The organism is Methylobacterium terrae, assembly GCF_003173755.1.
GTDB lineage: Bacteria > Pseudomonadota > Alphaproteobacteria > Rhizobiales > Beijerinckiaceae > Methylobacterium > Methylobacterium terrae.
Map to the genome: position 1 here is coordinate 5,197,020 of NZ_CP029553.1, position 20,580 is coordinate 5,217,599.

Annotated in this window: 18 protein-coding genes; 9 read left to right on the forward strand and 9 right to left on the reverse strand. The window is 73.1% G+C overall.

Annotated features, from left to right (window positions below; genetic code table 11):
• The first annotated feature begins 3 nt into the window (after positions 1-3).
• Positions 4-960 carry a DUF2169 family type VI secretion system accessory protein gene (locus tag DK419_RS24010; protein ID WP_109961325.1) on the forward strand — a complete coding sequence of 319 codons (957 nt, stop codon included), beginning with the start codon at positions 4-6 and terminating at the stop codon, positions 958-960.
• A gap of 446 nt (positions 961-1,406) precedes the next feature.
• On the opposite strand, the gene tnpC is transcribed toward DK419_RS24010, so the two are convergent.
• Both tnpC and DK419_RS24020 read right to left on the reverse strand, forming a co-directional pair.
• Positions 1,407-2,690, reverse strand: coding sequence for an IS66 family transposase (gene tnpC / locus DK419_RS24015; protein ID WP_109961326.1), 1,284 nt, complete (start codon positions 2,688-2,690; stop codon positions 1,407-1,409).
• Positions 2,691-2,993: 303 nt separating this feature from the next.
• Positions 2,994-5,264 carry a lytic transglycosylase domain-containing protein gene (locus tag DK419_RS24020; protein ID WP_109961327.1) on the reverse strand — a complete coding sequence of 757 codons (2,271 nt, stop codon included), beginning with the start codon at positions 5,262-5,264 and terminating at the stop codon, positions 2,994-2,996.
• A 386-nt stretch (positions 5,265-5,650) separates the two neighbouring features.
• Between DK419_RS24020 and dapA the strand changes: the two genes are divergently transcribed.
• The 5 genes from dapA to DK419_RS24045 all read left to right on the forward strand — a co-directional run bounded on the left by dapA (position 5,651) and on the right by DK419_RS24045 (position 10,147).
• On the forward strand, positions 5,651-6,553 hold the full coding sequence (dapA, locus tag DK419_RS24025) for a 4-hydroxy-tetrahydrodipicolinate synthase (RefSeq protein ID WP_109961328.1): 903 nt from the start codon (positions 5,651-5,653) through the stop codon (positions 6,551-6,553).
• Positions 6,554-6,623: 70 nt separating this feature from the next.
• Positions 6,624-7,097 (forward strand): SsrA-binding protein SmpB, encoded by a 474-nt coding sequence (smpB, locus tag DK419_RS24030; RefSeq protein ID WP_091747410.1) that lies wholly within the window; start codon positions 6,624-6,626, stop codon positions 7,095-7,097.
• 98 nt (positions 7,098-7,195) lie between these two features.
• On the forward strand, positions 7,196-7,378 hold the full coding sequence (locus DK419_RS24035; protein WP_109961329.1) for a hypothetical protein: 183 nt from the start codon (positions 7,196-7,198) through the stop codon (positions 7,376-7,378).
• A gap of 94 nt (positions 7,379-7,472) precedes the next feature.
• Complete coding sequence (locus DK419_RS24040; protein WP_208642241.1) at positions 7,473-9,260, forward strand: ABC transporter ATP-binding protein; 1,788 nt, start codon at positions 7,473-7,475, stop codon at positions 9,258-9,260.
• The gene (locus DK419_RS24045; RefSeq protein WP_109961331.1) at positions 9,257-10,147 is read left to right on the forward strand and encodes a DMT family transporter; all 891 of its coding nucleotides are present in this window, start codon (positions 9,257-9,259) and stop codon (positions 10,145-10,147) included. Before DK419_RS24040 ends, DK419_RS24045 begins: the two co-directional genes overlap by 4 nt.
• A gap of 3 nt (positions 10,148-10,150) precedes the next feature.
• Here the strand turns inward: DK419_RS24045 and DK419_RS24050 are convergent, their stop codons facing one another.
• Positions 10,151-10,876, reverse strand: coding sequence for a fused DSP-PTPase phosphatase/NAD kinase-like protein (locus DK419_RS24050; protein ID WP_109961332.1), 726 nt, complete (start codon positions 10,874-10,876; stop codon positions 10,151-10,153).
• Between the two features lie 197 nt (positions 10,877-11,073).
• Between DK419_RS24050 and DK419_RS24055 the strand changes: the two genes are divergently transcribed.
• Together DK419_RS24055 and ppa are read left to right on the forward strand one after the other, a co-directional pair.
• The gene (locus DK419_RS24055) at positions 11,074-11,580 is read left to right on the forward strand and encodes a GNAT family N-acetyltransferase (protein WP_109961333.1); all 507 of its coding nucleotides are present in this window, start codon (positions 11,074-11,076) and stop codon (positions 11,578-11,580) included.
• A 265-nt stretch (positions 11,581-11,845) separates the two neighbouring features.
• Positions 11,846-12,376, forward strand: a complete 531-nt coding sequence (gene ppa / locus DK419_RS24060) for an inorganic diphosphatase (protein ID WP_109961334.1) — start codon at positions 11,846-11,848, stop codon at positions 12,374-12,376.
• Between the two features lie 301 nt (positions 12,377-12,677).
• Here ppa and DK419_RS24065 read toward each other — a convergent pair whose 3' ends face one another.
• The 4 genes from DK419_RS24065 to DK419_RS24080 all read right to left on the reverse strand — a co-directional run bounded on the left by DK419_RS24065 (position 12,678) and on the right by DK419_RS24080 (position 14,508).
• Positions 12,678-12,941: a YARHG domain-containing protein gene (locus DK419_RS24065; RefSeq protein WP_109961335.1), complete on the reverse strand. Its 264-nt coding sequence runs from the start codon at positions 12,939-12,941 to the stop codon at positions 12,678-12,680.
• A 135-nt stretch (positions 12,942-13,076) separates the two neighbouring features.
• On the reverse strand, positions 13,077-13,283 hold the full coding sequence (locus DK419_RS24070) for a hypothetical protein (RefSeq protein WP_109961336.1): 207 nt from the start codon (positions 13,281-13,283) through the stop codon (positions 13,077-13,079).
• Between the two features lie 115 nt (positions 13,284-13,398).
• Entirely contained in the window at positions 13,399-13,692 is a 294-nt protein-coding gene (locus DK419_RS24075) for a hypothetical protein (RefSeq protein ID WP_245442681.1), read from the reverse strand.
• Between the two features lie 39 nt (positions 13,693-13,731).
• Positions 13,732-14,508: a cold-shock protein gene (locus tag DK419_RS24080; protein WP_109961338.1), complete on the reverse strand. Its 777-nt coding sequence runs from the start codon at positions 14,506-14,508 to the stop codon at positions 13,732-13,734.
• Between the two features lie 402 nt (positions 14,509-14,910).
• On the opposite strand from DK419_RS24080, the gene DK419_RS24085 reads away from it, so the two are divergent.
• The gene (locus DK419_RS24085; RefSeq protein ID WP_109961339.1) at positions 14,911-16,344 is read left to right on the forward strand and encodes a protein adenylyltransferase SelO; all 1,434 of its coding nucleotides are present in this window, start codon (positions 14,911-14,913) and stop codon (positions 16,342-16,344) included.
• Here DK419_RS24085 and DK419_RS24090 read toward each other — a convergent pair.
• Positions 16,317-18,047 (reverse strand): ABC transporter substrate-binding protein, encoded by a 1,731-nt coding sequence (locus DK419_RS24090; RefSeq protein WP_109961340.1) that lies wholly within the window; start codon positions 18,045-18,047, stop codon positions 16,317-16,319. The genes DK419_RS24085 and DK419_RS24090 overlap by 28 nt on opposite strands.
• Positions 18,048-18,123: 76 nt before the next feature.
• A complete protein-coding gene (locus DK419_RS24095; RefSeq protein ID WP_109961341.1) occupies positions 18,124-20,568 on the reverse strand; it encodes a sensor histidine kinase in 2,445 nt (814 codons plus the stop codon).
• Positions 20,569-20,580 lie beyond the last annotated feature (12 nt).

Sequence of the window (20,580 nt, forward strand, 5' to 3'; positions counted from 1 at the left end):
CCGATGCTCATCCGCAACGACACGCCGTTCGCCGCCCTCGGCTTCGGCGACCTGCACCGCGACGGGACCGGCATGGCGGTGGTCGCGGTGCGCGGCCGCTACGACCTCACCGCCGGGGGCGAGCTGCGCCTCGCCGGCACCCAGGCGATCGTGCTCAACGACGTCTACGCGGGCGATCCCCATCGCACGCCGCTCGTGCAGGTCGGCGACCTGATCCCCTACAAGCCCGGCGCCGACGTGACCGTCCTCGGCCACGCCCACGCGCCCGGCGGGCGGGCGGCGCGGTCGTGGACGGCCGCGCTGACGGTGGGCGAGACGCGGGCGGCGCTGCGCGTGCATGGGCCGCGCTCGTGGCAGCCGGCCCTGCGCTTCCTGACGCCGACCTGGAAGCTCGGCCCCGCCGAGCCCGCCACCCGCGTGCCGCTCGACTACCGCCTCGCCGCGGGCGGGCGCGTGGTCGGGGACCCGCAGGGCGCGGAGAGCCCCGACAACCCGATCGGCCCCGGGCAGCTGCACCGCAACTGGAGCCCGGTCGGCCGGGTGCTGCCGGCGGCCCAGATCGAGGCGCCGGATGCGGCCCTCGGCGATCCCTTCGCGGTCCCGCGCCCGGCCGGCTTCGGACCGGTGCCGCCGTTCTGGTCCTGGCGCGAGGGGCATTGCGGCACCCGCGACGAGGCCTGGCTGCGCGAGCGCTGCCCGCAGATGCCGGCGGATTTCGACTACCGCTTCTTCCAGACCGCCCCGCCCGCCCTGATCCGGCCGCACCTCCACGACGACGAGACCGTGCGGCTCGACGGGCTGGTGCCGGGCGGGGCGCTGGCGTTCCGGCTGCCGGGGGTGGTGCCGGTGGCCCACCACGCCTGGTTCGACGGCCGGGCCGTGTCGGCGCGGCTGAGCCTCGACGGGCTGCATCTCGACCTGCGGGCGGAGGCGGCGCCGTGGCGGGTGGACCTGACCTGACGCGGGTGGGTGGCGCGCTGCCCGGCCTATCACGGGGCGGTGCTGGCGGTGCTGCCGCCGGCCGAGGCAGCGGGTCTGGCGGTGTCGGGCGAGTACGGGCTGACCGCGGGGGCGGAGGCATGAGCCTGCCGCGGGAGGGCTCGCGCACGATCGGCGAGGGGATCATCGTCTCGGAGGCGATGGATTGGTGCCGCTCGCCGACGGCGATCGTGCCCGACAAGATCACATCGCGAAAATCCAGAGAATGCCCTTGCGTCGTCGCGCTATACCGGCAGTCGCAGCATGTCTGCGCGAAGGCTTGCGTCGATGGGCAGGCCCATCACATCGTGCCCGATTTCACCCCACGAACGTCTGCATCGGCCGCACTCCAGGAGGCCTGTAATTACCCAGGGGGTATTTTTCGGCATGCGGGTTCGTCGGCGCCTCGTATCCGGGTTGGGGGGTGATCAGGCTGTGATGGTGGCGAGTAGGGTGGCGAAGGGGGTTGCCTTGGTCTTGAGGGCAGCGGTGGCGACGACGGTGCGCACGTCCGCCTCGCCCTTGGCGGCCCACATCGCCCGATAGCCGTTCGTCACCTTGCGCTGGATCACCGCCGGCCGCAGGTCGCGCTCGCAGGCGTTGTTCGTCACCTCCACCTTGCCGGGGAAGGCCACGAAGGTCAGGAGTTGGTCGCGCGCTCGCTGCATCCGGGCCCGGATCGCCTGGGCTAGATCGCACGTCGCCGGGGCCTTCAGGATGGCATCGAGGTCCTGCTCCAACTCGCGCCGCTTGCGCGCCAGGGTCGAGGCCGCCAGTTCCGTCAGGCGCCGGGCCAGCCCGAAGGCCTTGTCGAGCCACCACTGGAGCCGCAGCGCGAGCAGGTCGTTGCCGGCTTCGACCGCGTAGGCCACGTCGCGAGCGAGGTGCGCCAGGCAGGTCTGCTGACGCTCGCCGTGCCCTTGCTGAGCCGAGTACCGGTCGGAGAGCCACACCGCCGGCCGGTGCCCGGCCATCACCTCGCCGACCACGGCCGAGGCCCGCGACGGGGCGGCATGATGCACCACCGCGTCCTCGCAGCGGAACACCCAGTGGAAGCTGTTGGCGCCCTCGATGCGCACCCCGGTCTCGTCCGAGGCCACGACAGAGGCTTGCCGCAGCCGGGCCAGTGCCGCGTCCCGGCCCTCGGCAAAGCAACCCTGGGCGCGGCGCAGCACGTTCATCAGCCCGCCCTGGCTCAGCCTGAGCCCGAACAGGTCCGACAGGGCGGCCTGCAACCGTTCGTAGGACAGCGCCTGGAAGGTCTTGAGGTACGTCGCCACCGCGTGCAGCCGCGGCCCGAAGGGTGTCGCGTCGGCCCCCGCCGGTCGCGGGGCGGCGACCCGGGTCCGGCAGGCCGGGCAGGTCACGCACAGGCGCCGGTGCTGCTCGACTGCTGGGCGAACCAGCGGCAGGTCGATCCGCTCATGCACGCTGATCACCTCGGCCGGCAGATCGGTGGGCAGTGGCTCGCCGCAGGCCGAACACGAGGCAGGCCGATGCTCCATGACCTGATCCGGATCAGGCGTCAGCGCCCGCTTGTGGCCCTCGTGCCCGGGCTTGGCGCCGCCCGGCCGGGCCTTCTCGCGCCGCTCCTTGCGGTCGCTCGCCGGCGGCTTGGACGAGGTGCGTGAGGTCTTCTCGGGCCGGTGCAGCTTCAGCACCAGCTCAATCAGTTCCTCCTTGCTCAGGCGCTCGAGGTCACTGCGGCTCATCCCGACAGCGAATCAGCCAAACCGCGTTCCGGCAAGGGGGGCGACCCAACGAACCCGCCGCGACCGAGCCGCGCCCTCCCGACACCCCCTGGGTAATTACGGAGGCCTCGGGGACTCCGAATCCAGGCGACGCCCATACCAGAGCCGTCTCGGTGCTGCACCGCAGGCATCCCCCCGGATTCCGCGGCGGCAGAGTCAGTGCGGCGCACGAGCCTGGACCGCCCCGCAAGTCGCATCCGGCGCGGTTCAAGCCGACAGGGATCCCGGTTCGCGCGCGCCACACGGCCGCGCCGGGTGCCGCCCTTACCGCGCGCCGCGTCGCAGATCGTCCGCGATCAGCAGGGCGCTCCGCCCGTCCCCGGCTTCCGCCAGCCGCGTCCGGTACACCTGCAGGTTCTCGGTCACCCGCTGGACGTAGTTGCGGGTCTCGGTGAAGGGGATCCGCTCGACCCAGTCGACCGGGTCGACGCCGGGGTTGCGGGGATCGCCGTAGGCGTCGATCCACTTCTTCACGTTGCCGCCGCCGGCATTGTAGGCGGCGAAGGACAGGATGTAGGAGCCGCGCCAATCCTCCATCAGCTCGCCGAGATGGGCTTGGCCGAGGCGGGCGTTGTAGGCCGGATCGCTGGTCAGGCGGTCGGTGTCGAAGGCGGCGCTGACCCGGCGGGCGGTGCGCTGCGCGGTCGCCGGCATCATCTGCATCAGCCCGCGCGCGCCGACGCTCGACTGCGCCCGCGGGTCGAACTGGCTCTCCTGGCGGGCGATGGCGAAGACCATCGCGCGCTCGACCTGCGGCACGGCGGACGAAGCCTCGTAGGACGGGATGCCGTTGGTCGGGTAGGCGTGGCGGTCGAGCGGCAGTCCGCGCTGCACCGCGGTCTTGCCGATCGCCACCAGGGCGCGGGGATCGTTGAGGGCCATCGCGACGTCGCCGAGCGCGTTGAGCTCGGCCGGCTCGGCGAGGCGCTGGGCGAAGTCCATGTAGAGCGGCAGCATCAGGTCCTTGATGCCGGCCGCCGCGAGCAGGCGCAGGGCCCGCACCGCGCTGCGGTTCTCGAAGGCGGTGCGGGCGGCCTCGTCCAGGGTGCTGCACGGGCGAAGCGCGAGCGAACCCTGGCCGAGCTTCGCCCGGGCGAGCTGGCCGTAATAGGCGATCGGCTGACCGGCGGCGCGCTCGTAGAAGGCCTTCGCCTCCGGGCCCGCGCCCATCGCGTCCGCCGCGCGGCCCTGCCAGTAGGCGGCGCGTGCCACCGAGATCGGCGTCTCGGCGATCGCCGCGGCGGTCGCGAAATGCGTCGCCGCCCGGGTGGCGTCGTCGAGGAAGCGCAAGGCGATCCAGCCGGCGTGGAACTCGGCCTCGATGCGCTTCTCGACCGTGCGGGCGCTGTGGCCCGAGGCGACCGCGTAGGCCGCCTTGGCGTCGCCGGCATCCAGCAGCTTGCGGGCGACGATGCGGCGCTCGATCCACCACTCGTCGGGATCGGCCAGGACCTCGGGGTTGCGCGGCGCCTGCGCCATCACGGCGGCGGCCTCGGCCGGCTTGTCGAGGCGGCGCAGGTACTGGGCGCGGGAGAACAGGTAGGAGGAATCCTGCCGCAGGCTCGGCGGCACGGCGTCGAGGGCCGATCCGGCATTCGCGGCCTTCGCCTCGACGGCGCGGCGGGCCCGCACCAGGGTGCCGTAGGCCTTGCCGGCGTAGGCGGCGGCGCGGCCGGCGGTCTCCCAATCCTCCCGCATCAGCGCCCGCTCCATGCGGTAGCGGTGGTCGACCTCGCCGACGATCCCCGGGAAGGCGTCGAGCACCCGCAATTCCAGGGTGCGGCCGAAAGTGTCCTCGCGCCACAGGTCGCGCACCAGGCCGGCGGCGTCCTCGGAGAGGCCGTCGGCCCGGAAGGCCAGCGCCAGGGCGAACTTGCCCGGCGGGCTCTGGGGCCGGCGCGCCGCGAAATAGGCCCGCACCAGGGAGGGCGACTTGCGCTGGGACAGCAGCGCCTCCTCGGCGCGCCGGCGCACCATCGCGCCGACCGGCCAGTCCGGGTTGTCGCGGATGAACGCCACGGTCCGCTCGAAGCCGATGCCGGCCCCGGCGCGGATCGCCACCCAGTCGAGCAGGGTGCGGGCGGCCGGGTCCTTGAGACCGTCGCGGATCCGGTCGCCCTCGCTCACCTGGCCGCGGCGGTAGGCCTCGACCGCGCCGCGCAGGGCCGGCCCGTCGACCTCGGTGCCGAGCGCCGGGCGGCCGGGATCGGGCACGCTCGGCACCGGCGCGGGCGGGTTGATCGCCGCGTCCGGGGCGGGGAAGGGGATCGGGACCTCCGGGTCGGCGGCCGCGAAGGCGGCGGCGGCCACCGGCAGGCGGGATCCGGTCTCGACGGCGGCCTCGCTGCGCAGCCCGTCCTCGTCGGCGCGCTCGACCGCGCGGGCGGCGGCCGCCGGCATCGCGGCGGGCACGGCCGCGTCGGGCGGCGGGGCCGTCACCGTCGAGCCGCCCAGCGCCGACAGCGAGGTCAGCGCGGCGGCCGACACGGTGAGGGCGAGGACCGCGAGGCGGCGCCGCCGAGGCGAGAGCAGCATGGTTCCCGTTCCCCTTGAGCATTGTCCGACGAGGCGAGTACCGGTTCGTCGAAGAATGCGGCAAACCAAAGACCCGGAAGCCTCGCCCGGTCGCGGCGCGCGACCGGGCGAGGCTTCCGGAACTCGAATGACCGGACGCCCATGGTGGAAGCGCCGAATTAAGAAGCGATTAACCCTGGCCGCCGATCGCGCCGGAACGCGCGCGGCCACCGGAGCGTTTGCGCGCGGCCCGCCGAGCGAATATGTGTCGGACGCCGGACGGCCGAGTTGGTCCCCCGATGCGGGTTTCCCGAGTGTGTGGCCCCCTTGGTGATCCTCATGCGGGCCGGCCTCCCAACCAGACATCCCGGGGGCGCCGCCGCCCCGCCCGGGCGAGGAACGCCAGCATGACGTCGACGCAGACTTCGCAGCGCCTGAGGGGCTCGCTCACCGCCCTGGTGACGCCGTTCCGCGACGGCGCCTTCGACGAGCACGCCTTCCGGGCCTTCGTGGCCTGGCAGATCGAGAACGGCACCCACGGCCTGGTGCCCACCGGCACCACCGGCGAGAGCCCGACGCTGAGCCACGCCGAGCACGACCGCGTGGTCGAGGCCTGCATCGACGAGGCCGCCGGCAAGGTGCCGGTGGTGGCCGGCGCCGGCTCGAACTCCACCGCGGAGGCGGTCGAGCGGGCCCGTCATGCCGAGAAGGCCGGGGCGGACGCGCTGCTCATCGTCACGCCCTACTACAACAAGCCGACGCAGGAAGGGCTGTACCAGCACTTCAAGGCGGTGAACGATGCGGTCGGCATTCCCATCCTGATCTACAACATTCCCGGCCGCTCGGTGATCGACATGAGCGTCGACACCATGGCGCGGCTCTACGAGCTGCGGAACATCGCCGGGGTGAAGGACGCCACCGCCAACGTGGCCCGGGTCAGCCTGCAGCGCCAAGCCATGGGCGAGGACTTCGTCCAGCTTTCCGGCGAGGATGCGACGGCGCTCGGCTTCATGGCGCATGGCGGCCACGGCACGATCTCGGTGTCCTCGAACGTCGCGCCGCGCCTGTGCGCCGACTTCCAGGAAGCCTGTCTCGCCGGCGACTACCGCACCGCGCTCGGCCTCCAGGACCGGCTGATGCCGCTCCACACCCACCTCTTCGCCGAGACCAACCCGTCGCCGACGAAGTACGCGCTCGCCCGCCTCGGCCTCATGAGCGAGGAGGTGCGCCTGCCGATGGTGCCGGTGGGCGAGGGCACGCGGGCCCTCGTCGACGGGGCGCTGCGCCACGCCGGCCTCACCAACGGCTGAGCCGCACCCCATATAGGACGGGAGCCCCGAAGGACTCCCGTCGCCCGCCTTCCAGGATGCCCGCCGCCCGATGGCCAAGAAACCAGAGCCGAAGAACCGCGTCGTCGCCGACAACCGGAAGGCCCGCTTCAACTACGAGATCACCGACACGGTCGAGGCGGGCATCGCGCTCACGGGCACCGAGGTGAAGTCGCTGCGCGGCGGCAAGGCGACGATCGGCGAGGCCTTCGCCGGGCCGTCGGGCAACGACCTCCTGCTGTTCAACGCCTACATCCCCGAATACCTCGAGGCGAACCGCTTCAACCACGACACCAAGCGGCCCCGCCGCCTGCTGCTGCACCGGCGCCAGATCGACAAGTTCATCGGCGCGACCCAGCGCGAGGGCTACACGGTGGTGCCGCTGAAGATCTACTTCAACGAGCGCGGCCGGGCGAAGGTCGAGCTGGGCTTGGGCCGCGGCAAGAAGCTCCACGACAAGCGCGAGACCGCCAAGGAGCGCGACTGGCAGCGCGACAAGGCGCGGCTCTTGCGCGACAAGGGTTGAACGCGCCGCATCCCGGCCTCGACGGCACAACGCGCCGCACTGCCACCGCCGCCCGGACTTCCTAGCTCACGCGGGTGAAGGCCAGCGCGGAGGCGCCGATGTTCGTCGAGGGAGGATGGCGACCGCCCTGGGAGCCGCCGCCGCGTCCGCCCCGGCCCCGGCTGACCGGGCGCCAGGAGCGGGTGCTGGTCTGGATCATCGTCGTCAACGTATTGCTGTGGTTCATGGCGCCGATTGGCGGCGCCACCCTGATCCATGCGGCCCTCGCGATGATGCGGTAGCGCCCCCGCAACCCGGCCCCGCGCCGCCCCGAATTGCCGCCGGCCCGACCCCCGTGCTAGCGCGACGTCCTGAACCCAGGACGAAGCGAGCATCATGGCGCGGCGCCCCTTCCTCTCCGGCGACATGCTGCCGCTGCTCACCCGGCTGTGGCGCGACTGGCTGCGGCCGCATGCCGGCACGCTGGCGATCGTGCTGGCGCTGATCGCGGTGATCGGCGCCGCGACCGGCTTCTACCCGACGCTGATCAAGGCCGCCTTCGACGCCTTCGACGCCAAGGATGCCGGCGCGCTCGCCTACGGCCCGGTCCTGGTGATCGCCGTAACCGCAGTCCGCGGCTTCGCGCTGCTCGGCCAGACGGTCCTGACCAACCGGGTCGTCACCCGGATCGAGGCCGACATGCAGGCGGCGCTCTACGGCCACATGATCGAGCAGGATCTGGCCCAGCTCGGCCGCGAGAGCCCGGCGAGCCTGACCCAGCGCTTCACCACGGACTTCGCCTTCATCAAGGAGGCGCTGACGCGGATCTCCACCGTGCTCCTGCGCGACGTCGCGATGCTGATCGCGCTCGTCTGCGCCATGGTCTGGATGGATCCGTGGCTGACCCTCGTCGCCGGGGTCACGGTGCCGTTCGTCGCCGGGCCGATCGCCCGCATCGGCAAGAAGCTGCGCCGGGTCTCGACCTCGACCCAGGAGCAGGTCGGCGCCACCGCGAGCCTGATCAGCGAGAGCCTCGCCGGCGCCCGGGTCGCCAAGACCTACGGCCTCGAAGGCTACCTCAAGGGCCGCACCCGCGACGCCCTCGACGAGGTCCGCCGCCTCAAGATGAAGGCCGCCAATGCCCGCGGTCGGCTCGACCCGCTGCTGGAGATCGGCGGCGGCCTCGCGGTCGCCGGGGTGCTCGCCTTCATCGGCCACCGCATCCTCTCGGGCGAGAAGACGGTCGGCGACTTCACCGGCTACGTCGCGGCGCTGCTGCTCGCCGCCCAGCCGGCCCGGGCGCTGGGCAACCTCAACGCCATCCTGCAGGAGGCGCTCGCCGCCCTCTCGCGCACCTTCGCGCTGATGGACGAGGCGCCGACGATCCGGGAGAAGCCGGGCGCGCCAGCGCTGAGGATCGCGGGCGGCGAGGTCCGCTTCGAGGGCGTGCGCTTCCGCTACCGCGACGACGCCCCGGCGCTCGAGGGCATCGACCTCGTGGTGCCGGCAGGCCGCACCACGGCGCTGGTCGGCCGCTCGGGCTCGGGCAAGTCGACGCTCCTGTCCCTGGTGCCGCGGCTCTACGACGTCGGCGAGGGCCGGGTCCGCATCGACGGGCAGGACGTGCGCGACGTCACGCTCGCCTCGCTGCGCCGCGCCGTCGCGGTGGTGTCGCAGGAGGTGGTCCTGTTCGACGACACGGTCGCGCGGAACATCGCCTTCGGCCGCGAGGGCGCGAGCCGGGACGAGATCGAGGCGGCGGCCAGGGCCGCGGCGGCGCACGACTTCATCGCCGCGAAGGCCGACGGCTACGAGTTCCGGGTCGGGCCCGCCGGCAACCGGCTGTCGGGCGGCGAGCGCCAGCGCATCGCGCTCGCCCGCGCCTTCCTGCGCGACGCGCCGATCCTGCTCCTCGACGAGGCGACCTCGGCCCTCGACGCCGAATCCGAGCAGCTCGTCCAGGCGGCCCTGACCCGGCTGATGCGGGGCCGCACCACGCTGGTGATCGCCCACCGCCTCTCGACGGTGCGCGACGCCGACCTGATCGTCGCGATGGAGGGCGGAAGGGTCGCCGAGACCGGCAGCCACGCGGCCCTGATCGCGCGCGGCGGCACCTATGCGCGCCTGCACCGGCTCCAGCTCGCCGACGACCGGGAGCCGGCCTCCGCCGCGCAGGCCTCGTGAGGCCCGCCGGAGTCGAGACCCCTTCCGGCCGGCGCCTCGCCGAGGGCATCGCCTTCGCGCTCGTCGCGGTGAGCCTGTGGGGCGGCTGGTTCGTCATCACCCGGCGGACGGTGGGGGCGGGGGGCGTGCTCGGGCCGGCCGACCTCGTGGCCCTGCGTTTCGGCATCGGCGGCCTCCTGCTGCTGCCGGTGCTGGCCCTGCGCCTGCGCGGCCTCGGCCGGGCGGCGCTCCTCGACGGGGCCGTGCTGTTCTTCGCGCAGGGCGCGCCCTTCGCGCTCCTGATCTCGGTGGCCCTGCGCTACGCTCCCGCAGGCCACGGCGCGGCGCTGACGCCGGGCACCATGCCGCTCTTCGCCGCCCTGCTCGGCGCGCTCGTGCTCGGCGACCGGCCGGGGCGGCTCGCGCTCGCCGGCCTCGGGCTGATCGCCTCAGGCGCGCTGACCCTGGCGGGCGGGTTCCGCGATGCCGACGAGTTGTTCGGCTACGCCCTGTTCCTCACCGCCGCCTTCCTGTGGGCCGCCGGCACGGTGCGGATGCGCCGCTCGCGCCTGACGGCGCTGGAAGCGACGGCGCTGATCTGCGTCGCCTCGCTCGTCACCTACATCCCGGTCTATCTCGCCGCGGGCCTGTCGCGGCTCACCGAGGCGCCGGCCGGGGAGGTCGCGATCCAGGCCCTCTACCAGGGCGTGCTGGTGAGCGTGGTGGCGCTCGTCGCCTTCAACCGCTCCCTCACGCTGATCGGGCGGCGCACCCCGGCCTTCACGGCGCTGGTGCCGGTGATCGCCACGATCCTGGCGATTCCCGTCCTCGGCGAGATCCCGGACCCGCTCCATGTCGGCGCCATCCTGGCGATCGGGGCAGGGGTGCTGCTGACGACGCGGGGGTGAGCCTCACTCCCGCCGCAGCAGCCGGTCCACCACCAGGTCCGACCACAGGCCGGCGCGGAAGTCGCGCTTCAGCGCCTCCGGGTCATAGACGTGCTCGACCCAGTCGAGGAAGCCGAGGCCCTTCGGCTCGCCCTCGGCGAGGTAGCGCTCGAAGAACGCGTCGAGGATGCCGGTCTTGGCGAAGCGGAAATGACCGAACCGGGCCGAGAGCTGGCGCGCGGCCTCGCGCACCGGCCGGCCCTCGTGCAGGATCAGGTAGAGGGCGGCGGCGAGTCCCGCCCGGTCGGCGCCCGACTTGCAGTGCAGCACCGCCGGGTAGGCGAGGCCGGCGAAGAAGTCCTTGGCGGCGAGAAGCGTCGCCTTGTCGGGCGCCTCGCGCGAGCGCATCACGAACTCGACGAGGGCGAGACCCTCGCGCTCGCAGGCCTCGCGCTGGAGCTGCCACGAGCCGTGCTCGCGCCCGCCGCGCAGCGAGATGACCGTGCGCACGCCCTGGCGCCGGAACCAGGCGAGGTCGTGCGGCCCGGGCTGGGCCGAGCGCCAGACCAGGCCGCGCCCGATCCGGTGGCGGTTGAGATAGGCCAGGCGGAACACGCCGTGATCGACGAGCAGCATGTTGGCCCAGGCGCGCAGACGTCCGCCCGGGCCGGCGATCGGCTGCTCCCAGCGGGCGATGCGGGCCATGCGGCGGGCGTAGCGGGTCTCGGGCGGGAGGAAGCGGTTGAGCACGAAGGGGCCGACGCCTGGCTTTAAGGGAAAATACGCGATTCACCGGAACGGGCAGCGTGCCGCTCTAGCAGCCGCGTGACCCGGCCGCAACGACGGTCCGGCCAATGAGCCGGTGCTCAAGCCTGGCATTGCGCTTGCGACGTCTCCCCCGCATCGTAGGGACGCGATCCGTCGGCTAACAATCGAGGGGGAAGACCGTGAGCACTCAGGTCGTCAGCATTCGCCGGGCCCGGGAACAGGATGCCGGGATGCTGTCGGAGATCTTCGACGCCGCGTGGCGCGAGGCCTATCAGGGCATCATCCCGGGCGTCGCCCTCGACCGGATGCTCGCCCGGCGGGGCCCCCGCTGGTGGCGCTCCACGGTGGGCCGCAACCGGCCGCTGGTGGTGCTGGAGCTGGGCGAGAGCGTGATCGGCTACGTCTCCTACGGCCGCTGCCGCGACCGGGCGCTGAAGGCCGAGGGCGAGATCGACGAGATCTACCTCGCGCCGACCTACCAGGGCCTCGGCTACGGCACCCGGCTCTTCCGGGCGGTGCGCAACGACTTCGCCGACCGGGACGTGCGCCGGGTCGCGGTGTGGTCGCTCACCGAGAACGACCGGGCGCGCGACTTCTACGAGCGGATGGGCGGGCGCGTCGTCGCCGAGGCCTGCGACCGGATCGCCGGCGCCGACCTGCACAAGGTCGCCTACCTGTTCGGCTGATCCAGGGGCAGGTCCGCGGCGCCCCGGCCCGCGCGAGACCTGCCCTGCCTCCCGGATGATCGCCGCGACGGCGATAAGCTGCTCAAGCGAGACTCAGCCGCAGCAATGGACCCGGCGATCCCGGTTTTGTCGGCCGGCCGGCCCCCGATGGAACTTGTCCTCGACTGCCACAGCCGCCGTGGCGTCCCGGCGCTTGTGCGGGCGCCCGCGGCCCTCTAAGGACCGCGCCATTCAGGGGCGCATCGCCCTTGCAGGGAGTTCGCACATGCGCCTCGATGCCATCTCCATCGGCAAGAATCCGCCCGAAGACGTCAACGTCGTCATCGAGGTTCCGGTCGGCGGCGAGCCGATCAAGTACGAGATGGACAAGGAGGCCGGGACGCTGATCGTCGATCGGTTCCTCTACACCGCGATGCATTATCCGGGGAACTACGGCTTCATCCCCCACACCCTGTCGGGCGACGGCGACCCGTGCGACGTGCTGGTCGCCAACACCCGGGCGATCATCCCCGGCGCCGTGATGAGCGTGCGCCCGGTCGGCGTGCTGGTGATGGAGGACAATGCCGGCGAGGACGAGAAGATCATCGCGGTCCCGTCGCGCAACCTGACCAAGCGCTACGACCGGGTCGAGAACTACACCGACCTGCCCGAGATCACGATCCACCAGATCCAGCACTTCTTCGAGCACTACAAGGATCTCGAGCCCGGCAAGTGGGTGAAGATCGTGCGCTGGGGCGACAAGGCCGAGGCGCACCGCCTGATCCTCGAGGGGATCGAGCGCGCCAAGAAGGCGTAGCGGCAACGGCACAGGAGACGGGCGCTCGCTGCGCCCGGAAGCTCTCCCTCTTCCTGGGGGAGGGGCTTGCGAGTGACCGGGCGATCGGCCGGGACGGGCATCGTCCCGGCCGATCGCCGTTCTCGGGTGACCGTCCGGGACCCTGCCGCGCCGGTCGTCGTGGCGCTGCGCGGTGCGGCCCGGATGCCGGGAGCGGCCGGGCTCGCGCGCGAACCGCACCGACCCTCCGCCCGTCAACCGATCGTCCGCCTGGAACGGGCTGACGCAGCCCCGGCGCCGTTCCGGGCGCCGCAGCGCCCGATCAGGGGGCGCACCGCATGGCTCGCTCCATCGACTGGATCTGGGCGATCTCGGCCCGCTGGCGCGCCGACAGGGGCACGTCGGCCTGATCGTCGTACTTGCAGCCGGCATTGCCGAAGTTCCGGATCGCGTTGGCAGTCTTGAAGCAGTAGCCCGCCTCTTTGTAGATCATGTTTCGCTGATACCAGAACTCGTCGCAGGATTGCGCCAGGCCCGGCGTCGCGCCAGCCAAGAGCAGCAGGACGGCGATCGTCGTCGTCTTCATGAATCGCACCTGTTCTTGGATGCCCGGGGCACGAACGGGGAGCGACCCCGACTCGCGTCGCGGCGCCCGATCTCCCATCGGCCGTCCCAGGCGGTAACGGGATGAAAGCAGAGGCAACCCCGGTCGTGGGTTCGTTCAGGCCCGCGCCGTCACGGCCGCGCTTCCCGCCCGCGGCGTCTTCACGGCGTCGTTGTAGGGGGCGTTGTAGGCGCGGCGCACCGACGCCCAGTAGGCCTCGCGCTCGCGGGCCGAGAGGCGGCCGAGCGCCGCGTTGAGCGCGGCCTCGCCGGCGGCTTCCAGCCCGCGCAGCTGGTCCGGGGTAACGTCGTGAACGGTGGTCATGGTGAAGAGGTCCCGAGCCCGGTTGGGTTCGGGCGCCACCTTGCCACAAGCGCGGCGGTTCCGCACGCCCGCACGGGCCGCAGCGACGGGGCGCCCCGGGGCTGTCCCCGCTGTTTCAGCGCCCGTTGCCCCTGGCGCCGGACAGTAACGGGTTGCGGTCGGCGGCCCGGGCCGCGCTCGGCGGCAGGCCGTCGGCGGCGGACGGCTTGTCCCAAGCGGGGAGGGACGTCCCGGGTCCCGCACCGCCCTGCATCCGTTCCTTGCTCCAGCCGTAGCCGGCATTCACCCCGGCGTAGAAGCCGGTGAAATCCTCGGCCGCCGCCGGGGTGGCGAGAAGACCCGCGAGGGCGAGACCCGCGAGGGCGGCCCGCAAACGGAAAGGAGCGGTGGCCAGGGGCCACCGCTCCATCCGTATGACTTGCTCGTGCGTGCAGAGGTGCACCGAGGATCAATCCACGTTGATGGACTGTGCCTCGCGGCCCTTCATGCCCTCGACCACGCCCATGGTGACCGGCTGGCCCTCGGCGAGGGACTCGAGGCCGGCGCGGGCGAGCGCCGAGCGGTGGATGAAGACGTCCTTGCCGCCGTCATTCACCGAGACGAAGCCGAAGCCCTTGGCGGGATCGTACCACTTCACGGTGCCGCTCATCTCGGTCGACGGACCGGAGGCGAAGCGGCCACCACCGCCGCCGCCGCCGGCGCGGTCGCCGAAGCCGCCACGGTCGCCGAAGCCGCCGCTGCGCGGCGGACGGGGGTCGCGACGGGCCGGAGCCTCGGCCGTGCTGGTGTCGACGCTGGTGATGTTGGTCACCTGCGGGCCCTTCTGGCCCTGCGCGGTCTGAACGGTCAGGCGGGTGCCCGGCATCAGATCGGCATGGCCAGCCGCCTCGACGGCACGGATGTGGAGGAAGGCGTCGCCCGAGCCGTCGCCGAGTTCGACGAAGCCGAAGCCCTTCTCCTTGTTGAACCACTTGACCGTCGCGTCACGCTCCGGCCCGGAGGGGGCAGCGCCACCGCGCGAGGCACCGCCGCCGAAGCCACCGCCGCCGCCGCCGAAGCCGCCGCCGCCGTAACCACCGCCGCCGCCACCACCGTAGCCGCCGCCACCATAGCCACCGCCGCCGTAGCCGCCGCTCGGCTGAGCCTGATCAGGCCACCGCGGCTCGCCACCACCCTCGTCGAAGCCGCGACGGCGCGGCTCCCTGAAATCACGACCACGTCCCATTAGAAGCTCGCCAAAACGTAAAAACCGCCGACCACCCTTGTACCCCGGTGCGCTCTGTGCCTGACAGCGGACGCCTCGGGATCGTTCCATTCCCGGTTGCGGTGACCAAGATGACCGCCACACTCCTGACGCAACTCAGACCGTACCGCAAGGCGGATCTGCCACGCGTGGCGATGACAGGGGTTACTTTCTCACGTCGCGGCGCGGATTGACAGCCCGATTCGGCATCTTTTCCCCGTGTCGTTGATGCACCAGTGTGGCGTAAGAGCACGGGCGCCGCGCCCCGAAGGCGACGTCTCCGGGACACGGGAAGGGACCCGGGCCGCGCCGCGGCGCGTTGGCTCCCGACCGTGTCAGCCGCTTTCCGTCAGTTCTCCCGTTAGCTCTTCCACCGAGGATCCGATGCCGGCCCCCCTTCTCCGCCCGTCGCGCCGTCACGCCGATCTCGGCCCGGACTTCTACGACGTCGTCGCGCCCGCCCGCTTCCCGGCCCACATCCTGCGCCACCGCAACCGGCCCTGGGCGGAGCGGGTCGGCCTCGGGGACCTGACCGAGGAGGAATGGATCGCGCATTTCGGCCGCTTCGCGCCGCTGCCGGGCAGCTTTCCCGAGCCGCTGGCGCTACGCTACCACGGCCACCAGTTCCGCAGCTACAACCCGGAGCTCGGCGACGGGCGCGGCTTCCTGTTCGCGCAACTCCACGACCTCTCGGACGGGCGCCTGCTCGACCTCGGCACAAAGGGCAGCGGGCAGACGCCGTGGTCGCGCACCGCCGACGGCCGCCTGACCCTGAAGGGCGGTGTGCGCGAGGTGCTGGCGACCACGATGCTGGAGGCGCTCGGCGTCGAGACCTCGAAGTCGTTCAGCCTGATCGAGACCGGGGAGGCCCTGTCGCGCGGCGACGAGCCGTCGCCGACCCGCTCCGCGGTGCTGGTCCGGCTCAGCCACTCCCACATCCGCATCGGCACCTTCCAGCGCTTCCGCGCCCACGGCGATGCCGACAACCTGCTGCGCCTCCTCGACCACACTATCCGCACCTACCGGCCGGACGCCTGGCGCGACGATCCGGCCGACCGGGCGGCGTCCTTCCTCGCCGACGTCTGCCGCCGCGTCGCCCGGATGGGCGCGCAGTGGATGGCGGCGGGCTTCGTCCACGGGGTGCTCAACACCGACAACATCAACGTGACCGGCGAGAGCTTCGATTACGGTCCCTGGCGCTTCGCCCCCGTCAACGACCCGGCCTTCACCGCCGCCTACTTCGACGAGTACGGCCTCTACGCCTTCGGGCGCCAGCCGGAAGCGCTCGGCTGGAACCTCGCGCGGCTCGCCGAGTGCCTGCTGCCGCTCTCCGACGAAGCGCGCCTGGGCAGCGCCATGGACGTCTACGGGCCGGCCCTGCAGGAGGCCTTCGCGCAGGCGCTCCTGCGCCGCCTCGGCCTCGCGGTGCCGGCGGACGAGGCGGCGATGCACGCCCTCGTCGGGGCGTTCTGGGCCTTCCTGCAGACGAGCCGGGCGCCGTTCGAGCAGGCCTTCTTCGACTGGTACGGGGGGCTGGCGAGCGAGGCGCGGGCCGCCCGCAGCCCGGCCGCCGCCCACTACGAAGGCGAGGGCTTCGCGCGGGTGCGACAGGCGCTCCAGGGGCTCGCACCCGATCCGGCGGCGCGGCTCGACCATCCCTACTTCGCCAGGCCCACGCCCTGCACGATGCTGATCGACGAGGTCGAGGCCCTGTGGGCGCCGATCGCGGCGCAGGACGACTGGTCGGCCTACCGCGCCAAGCTGGCGGCGATCGACGAGATGGCGGAGGCCTACGGCACCCGGCCGGCGGCGCCCTGAGGCGCGGCCCGGGTGTCGGCCGGGCGGGTCTCGGTCTGTCGAGACTCGGCCGGCCGGGACTCGCCGCCCTCGCGCAGGTCGACGCCGCGGAAGAGGTGCCGGCCGAGGGGATCCATGCGGTAGCCCGTCAGCTCGCGTCGCGCCGCGACGAACACCGCCGAATGGGCGATCGGCACCCACGGCACCTCGCGCGCGAAGATCCCTTGCGCCTGCCGGTAAAGGTCGGCCCGGGCGTCCTGGCCGGAGACGCGGCGGGCCTCGGCCACCAGGGCGTCGAAGGCGGGATCGCACCAGCGGGCGATGTTGCTGCCGCCGGGCTGCGCCGGCACGCAGCCGAGCAGCACGCCGAGGAAGTTGTCGGGATCGCCGTTGTCGGCGGTCCAGCCGAACAGGGCCAGCGCCGGCTCGCCGGCGAGCATCCGGGCCCGGTAGGCGCTCCACTCGTCGGTCCGCAGGCGCAGCCGCACGCCGATGCGGGCGAGGTCGGCCTGGATCATGTCGGCGACGCGCCGGCCGTTGGGATTGTAGGCCCGGCTCACCGGCGGGTACCACAGCTCGGCCTCGAAGCCGGAGGGGAGGCCGGCTTCCGCGAGCAGCCTCTGCGCCGCCGGGCGGTCGAGGGGCGGCTCCGGGAGCGCCGGATCGTGCCCCCACAGGTTCGGCGGCAGGGGCGAGCGGGCCGCCGTCCCGCCCGGGCCGTAGACCCCCGCGACGATCGCCGCCTTGTCGATCGCCATCGCCAGGGCGCGGCGCACCCGCAGGTCGTCGAAGGGGGGCTTCGTGACGTTGAAGGCGAGGTAGCCGACGTTCAGCTCCTCCTCGCGCATCAGCGCCAGGCCCGGATCGGCCCGGATCGCCTCGAGGTCGGACGGGTTGGGGAACGGCATCAGGTGGCACTCGCCGGCCCGGACCTTGGCGAGCCGCACCGCCGCGTTGGGGGTGATCGAGAACACCAGGCTGCTGATCGGCGTCCGGCCGCCCCAATAGGCCGAGAAGGCGCGGTAGCGCAGGGCGACGTCGGGCTGGAACGCCGCGAAGCTGAACGGGCCGGTGCCGATCGGCTCGCGGTCGAGGCGCTCGGGCTCGCCGGCCGCGAGCAGCTGGGCGGCGTATTCCGCCGACTGGACCGCCCCCAGCGTCATGGCGATGTTCGGCAGGAAGGTGGCGTCGGCCTCCCGCAGGCGGATGCGCACCGTGCGGGGATCCGGCGCCTCGACCGCCTCGATCAGGCCGGGCAGGCCGAGATCGCGGAAATAGGCGTACTGGCCGCCCGAGACCTTGTGGAAGGGATGGTCCTCGCGCCACTGCCGGGCGAGGGAGAACACCACGTCCTCGGCCGCGAGCGGCCGGGTCGGCCGGAACCGGGCGTTGGCGTGGAAGGCGACGCCGGCGCGCAGGGTGAAGGTGTAGTCGCGCCCGTCCGGCGAGATCGTCCAGGATTCGGCGAGGCCGGGGCGGATCGTGGTGGTGCCGGGCTCGAACGCCACCAGGGTCTCGAAGACCGGCCAGGCCGCGTCCATCCCGGTCGTGGTGGTGACGAGCTGCGGGTTGAGCGATTCGGGGTTGCCCTCCGAGCAGAAGACCAGGGTCTTGGCGGCGGCGGGCAGGCACGCGCTCGCGACGGAAAGCCACGATGCGGCCCAGAGCCCCGCGAGCCGCGCGCCCGGGCGGCGTTTCCCGATCGGTCGATCCGTCCCGGACATCGTCCCTCGCAGCCGCGCCCTGTTCGTGCCTGAGCCACTACACACCGAAAGGAGAAAATCCCCAAACGCGGCCGCGCTACTGCGCCGCCACGACGGTCCGCGCCGGGGCCGCGGGGGCGAGGCGGGCGGGGAACTCGACCCGCACGGTGGTGCCGCGCCCGTCCTGGCTCTCGACGGCGATGCGGCCCTGGAGCTGCCCGGTGACGAGGTTGTAGACGATGTGCATGCCCAGCCCCGAGCTGCCGCGGTGGCGGGCGGTGGTGAAGAACGGATCGAAGATGCGCTCCCGGTCCGCCGCCGCGATGCCGCGCCCGTCGTCGCGCACCTCCAGCCGCACCCAAGCCCCGTCCCGGGAGACCGCGACCGCGATGCGGCCGGCCGCTCCCTCCGCGAAGGCGTGCACCACCGCGTTCTTGACCAGGTTGGTGATGACCTGGGCGAGCGCCCCCGGATGGGTGTCGACCTCGAACTCGTCGGGTGCCTCGAGCTCGAGGCGGTGCCCGCCCCGCCGCAGGAGCGGGCCGAGGCTGCGCAGCAACTCGCCCAGCCACTCGCGCAGGGCGAAGCGGCGGTGCTCGTCGCTGACCCGGTCGACCGCGACCTGCTTGAAGCTGTGGACGAGGTCCGCGGCGCGCGCGAGGTTGGCGGTGAGCAGGTGCGAGCCCTCCTGCATCCGGCCGACGAAGTGGGTCAGGCGCGAGCGCGAGAGCTGGCCGGTCCCCGCCACCTCGCCGAAGTCGCGCGCCTCGTCGCGCACCAGGGTCGCGGTGGTGAGCGCGATGCCGAGCGGAGTGTTGATCTCGTGCGCCACCCCGGCGACGAGCTGGCCGAGCGACGCGAGCTTCTCGGCCTGGATCAGGTCGGACTGGGTCTGGCGCAGCTCGGCGAGCGTCCGGTCGGCCTCCTCCTTGGCCCGGCGCAAGGCCCGCTCGCGCCGGCCGATCTCCTCGACGAACATCGCGGTGGCCCGCGCCATGTCGCCGAGCTCGTCGCGCCGGCGCCCCACCGCGGCGCCCACGCTTTCGGAACCTCCGTTCCCGGCACCCGCGTCCCCGACCGCCATCTCGCGCCGGCCCGGATCGGCGGCGAGCGCCAGCATGCCGCGCTGGAGCTGGCGCAGGGGCGCGGTGATCGAGCGCGCCACGGCGAGGCCGACCGTGGAGCCGAGAACCAGGCCGGCGCCGGCGCCGACGAGCAGCAGGCGCAGGAGGAAGGTGCCGAAGCGGTCGGCGTCGTCGATGAAGACCTCGTTGAGGCTGCGGGCGGTCTCGCCGATCACCGCGGCGAGGCCGTCCATCGCCGCGATCCCCTCGTTCTGCCGGCGCAGGCCCTCGACCGTGGTGCCGAGGCGCTCGCGCCAGCCGTCGATGGCGTCGATCATCTCGCCCTGGATCAGCGGCGAGATCGGCAGGGCGGCGGCGGTCTCGGACAGGCGCCGCCCGTCCTCGAGCATCGCGGCGGCGGCCGGCACGTCGCGCCGGCGCAGGGCCTCGGCGGTGCGCTGGCCGAGCTTGAGGGTCTCGAGCGCGATGTTCTGCGTCGCCTGCTCGGTCTCGTTGGCCTGCACCGCGTAGGAGAGCAGCTGCGTGACCTCGTCGTGCAGGGCGCGCTGGGCCGAGCCGTCGATCTTGAGGATCCGCTCGCACCACTCGTCGAGGACGTTGACCGGCGAGGGGAGCGGCGGGTGAACGGACGCGGCGTCGCCGGCCGCGACCGGACGCGGCTCCTCGGCCCCGCGCCAGGCCTCGTAGGCGGCGGTCAGGATCAGGAGCTCCTCCGCCTCGCGCTCGCGCCGGTCGCCCCGGAGCGCCGCCGCGAGGTCCCGGGCGGCATTGCGCACCTGGACCATCGAGACCTGAACCATCGGCGCGTGCGGGGCCGAGGCGGGGGCGGGGCCGGCCCCGCCGGACGGGGCGCGGGCCGACGCGGAGGCGGCCGCGCGCGCGGCCTCGACCTCGGCCTGGGCCACCAGGGCGCGCAGCTCGTTGACGGCGCCGATCACGTCGCGGACCTGCCGCAGGGTGCGGGCCTTGTCGGTGAGGGAGACGACGAGGTCGGTGTTGGCCGCGCGCTGCCGGTCCCGGGCCTGGTCGGCGAGGCTCACCAGGGCGTCCGCCCGGGCCGCCATCTCGGCGGCCAGCCCGTCATTCTCCCGGGTGATCCGCACCAGGGCCTGCATCTGCTCGATCGAATCCTTGAGCGCGGCCCGGGCCGCCTCGATGCGGGCCGCCTGGTCCGGGGTGCGGGCGAAGCGGCGCAAGTCGTCGAGGGAGCCGGAGGATTCGGCGGCCAGGCGGGCGAAGCGCTCGGCATGGTCGGTGCGCTCGCCCGGGCGCGCGGTCAGGAACTCGTCGCGCACCGTCGTCGAGAGGGTCAGGGTGCGGTAGATCGCGCCGGCCAGCACCGCGCCGTCGCGGGCCCGCTCGGCCTGGGCGAGCAGCAGCCAGCCCGCGAGCGCGATTAGCGCCGCGATGGTGATCGGCAGGCCGCCGACGAGGAAGATCTTGTGGCCGACCCGCATCGTGGCCCCGCT

Excerpts from the sequence above, each read along its gene's own strand:
- DK419_RS24010 (WP_109961325.1), top strand. The coding sequence starts at position 4 with ATGCTCATCCGCAACGACACGCCGTTCGCCGCCCTCGGCTTCGGCGAC.
- DK419_RS24020 (WP_109961327.1), bottom strand. The coding sequence starts at position 5,264 with ATGCTGCTCTCGCCTCGGCGGCGCCGCCTCGCGGTCCTCGCCCTCACC.
- DK419_RS24040 (WP_208642241.1), top strand. The coding sequence starts at position 7,473 with ATGGCGCGGCGCCCCTTCCTCTCCGGCGACATGCTGCCGCTGCTCACC.
- tnpC (WP_109961326.1), bottom strand. The coding sequence starts at position 2,690 with ATGAGCCGCAGTGACCTCGAGCGCCTGAGCAAGGAGGAACTGATTGAG.
- smpB (WP_091747410.1), top strand. The coding sequence starts at position 6,624 with ATGGCCAAGAAACCAGAGCCGAAGAACCGCGTCGTCGCCGACAACCGG.
- DK419_RS24080 (WP_109961338.1), bottom strand. The coding sequence starts at position 14,508 with ATGGGACGTGGTCGTGATTTCAGGGAGCCGCGCCGTCGCGGCTTCGAC.
- DK419_RS24035 (WP_109961329.1), top strand. The coding sequence starts at position 7,196 with ATGTTCGTCGAGGGAGGATGGCGACCGCCCTGGGAGCCGCCGCCGCGT.
- DK419_RS24090 (WP_109961340.1), bottom strand. The coding sequence starts at position 18,047 with ATGTCCGGGACGGATCGACCGATCGGGAAACGCCGCCCGGGCGCGCGG.
- DK419_RS24095 (WP_109961341.1), bottom strand. The coding sequence starts at position 20,568 with ATGCGGGTCGGCCACAAGATCTTCCTCGTCGGCGGCCTGCCGATCACC.
- DK419_RS24085 (WP_109961339.1), top strand. The coding sequence starts at position 14,911 with ATGCCGGCCCCCCTTCTCCGCCCGTCGCGCCGTCACGCCGATCTCGGC.
- DK419_RS24075 (WP_245442681.1), bottom strand. The coding sequence starts at position 13,692 with ATGGAGCGGTGGCCCCTGGCCACCGCTCCTTTCCGTTTGCGGGCCGCC.
- DK419_RS24065 (WP_109961335.1), bottom strand. The coding sequence starts at position 12,941 with ATGAAGACGACGACGATCGCCGTCCTGCTGCTCTTGGCTGGCGCGACG.
- dapA (WP_109961328.1), top strand. The coding sequence starts at position 5,651 with ATGACGTCGACGCAGACTTCGCAGCGCCTGAGGGGCTCGCTCACCGCC.
- ppa (WP_109961334.1), top strand. The coding sequence starts at position 11,846 with ATGCGCCTCGATGCCATCTCCATCGGCAAGAATCCGCCCGAAGACGTC.
- DK419_RS24070 (WP_109961336.1), bottom strand. The coding sequence starts at position 13,283 with ATGACCACCGTTCACGACGTTACCCCGGACCAGCTGCGCGGGCTGGAA.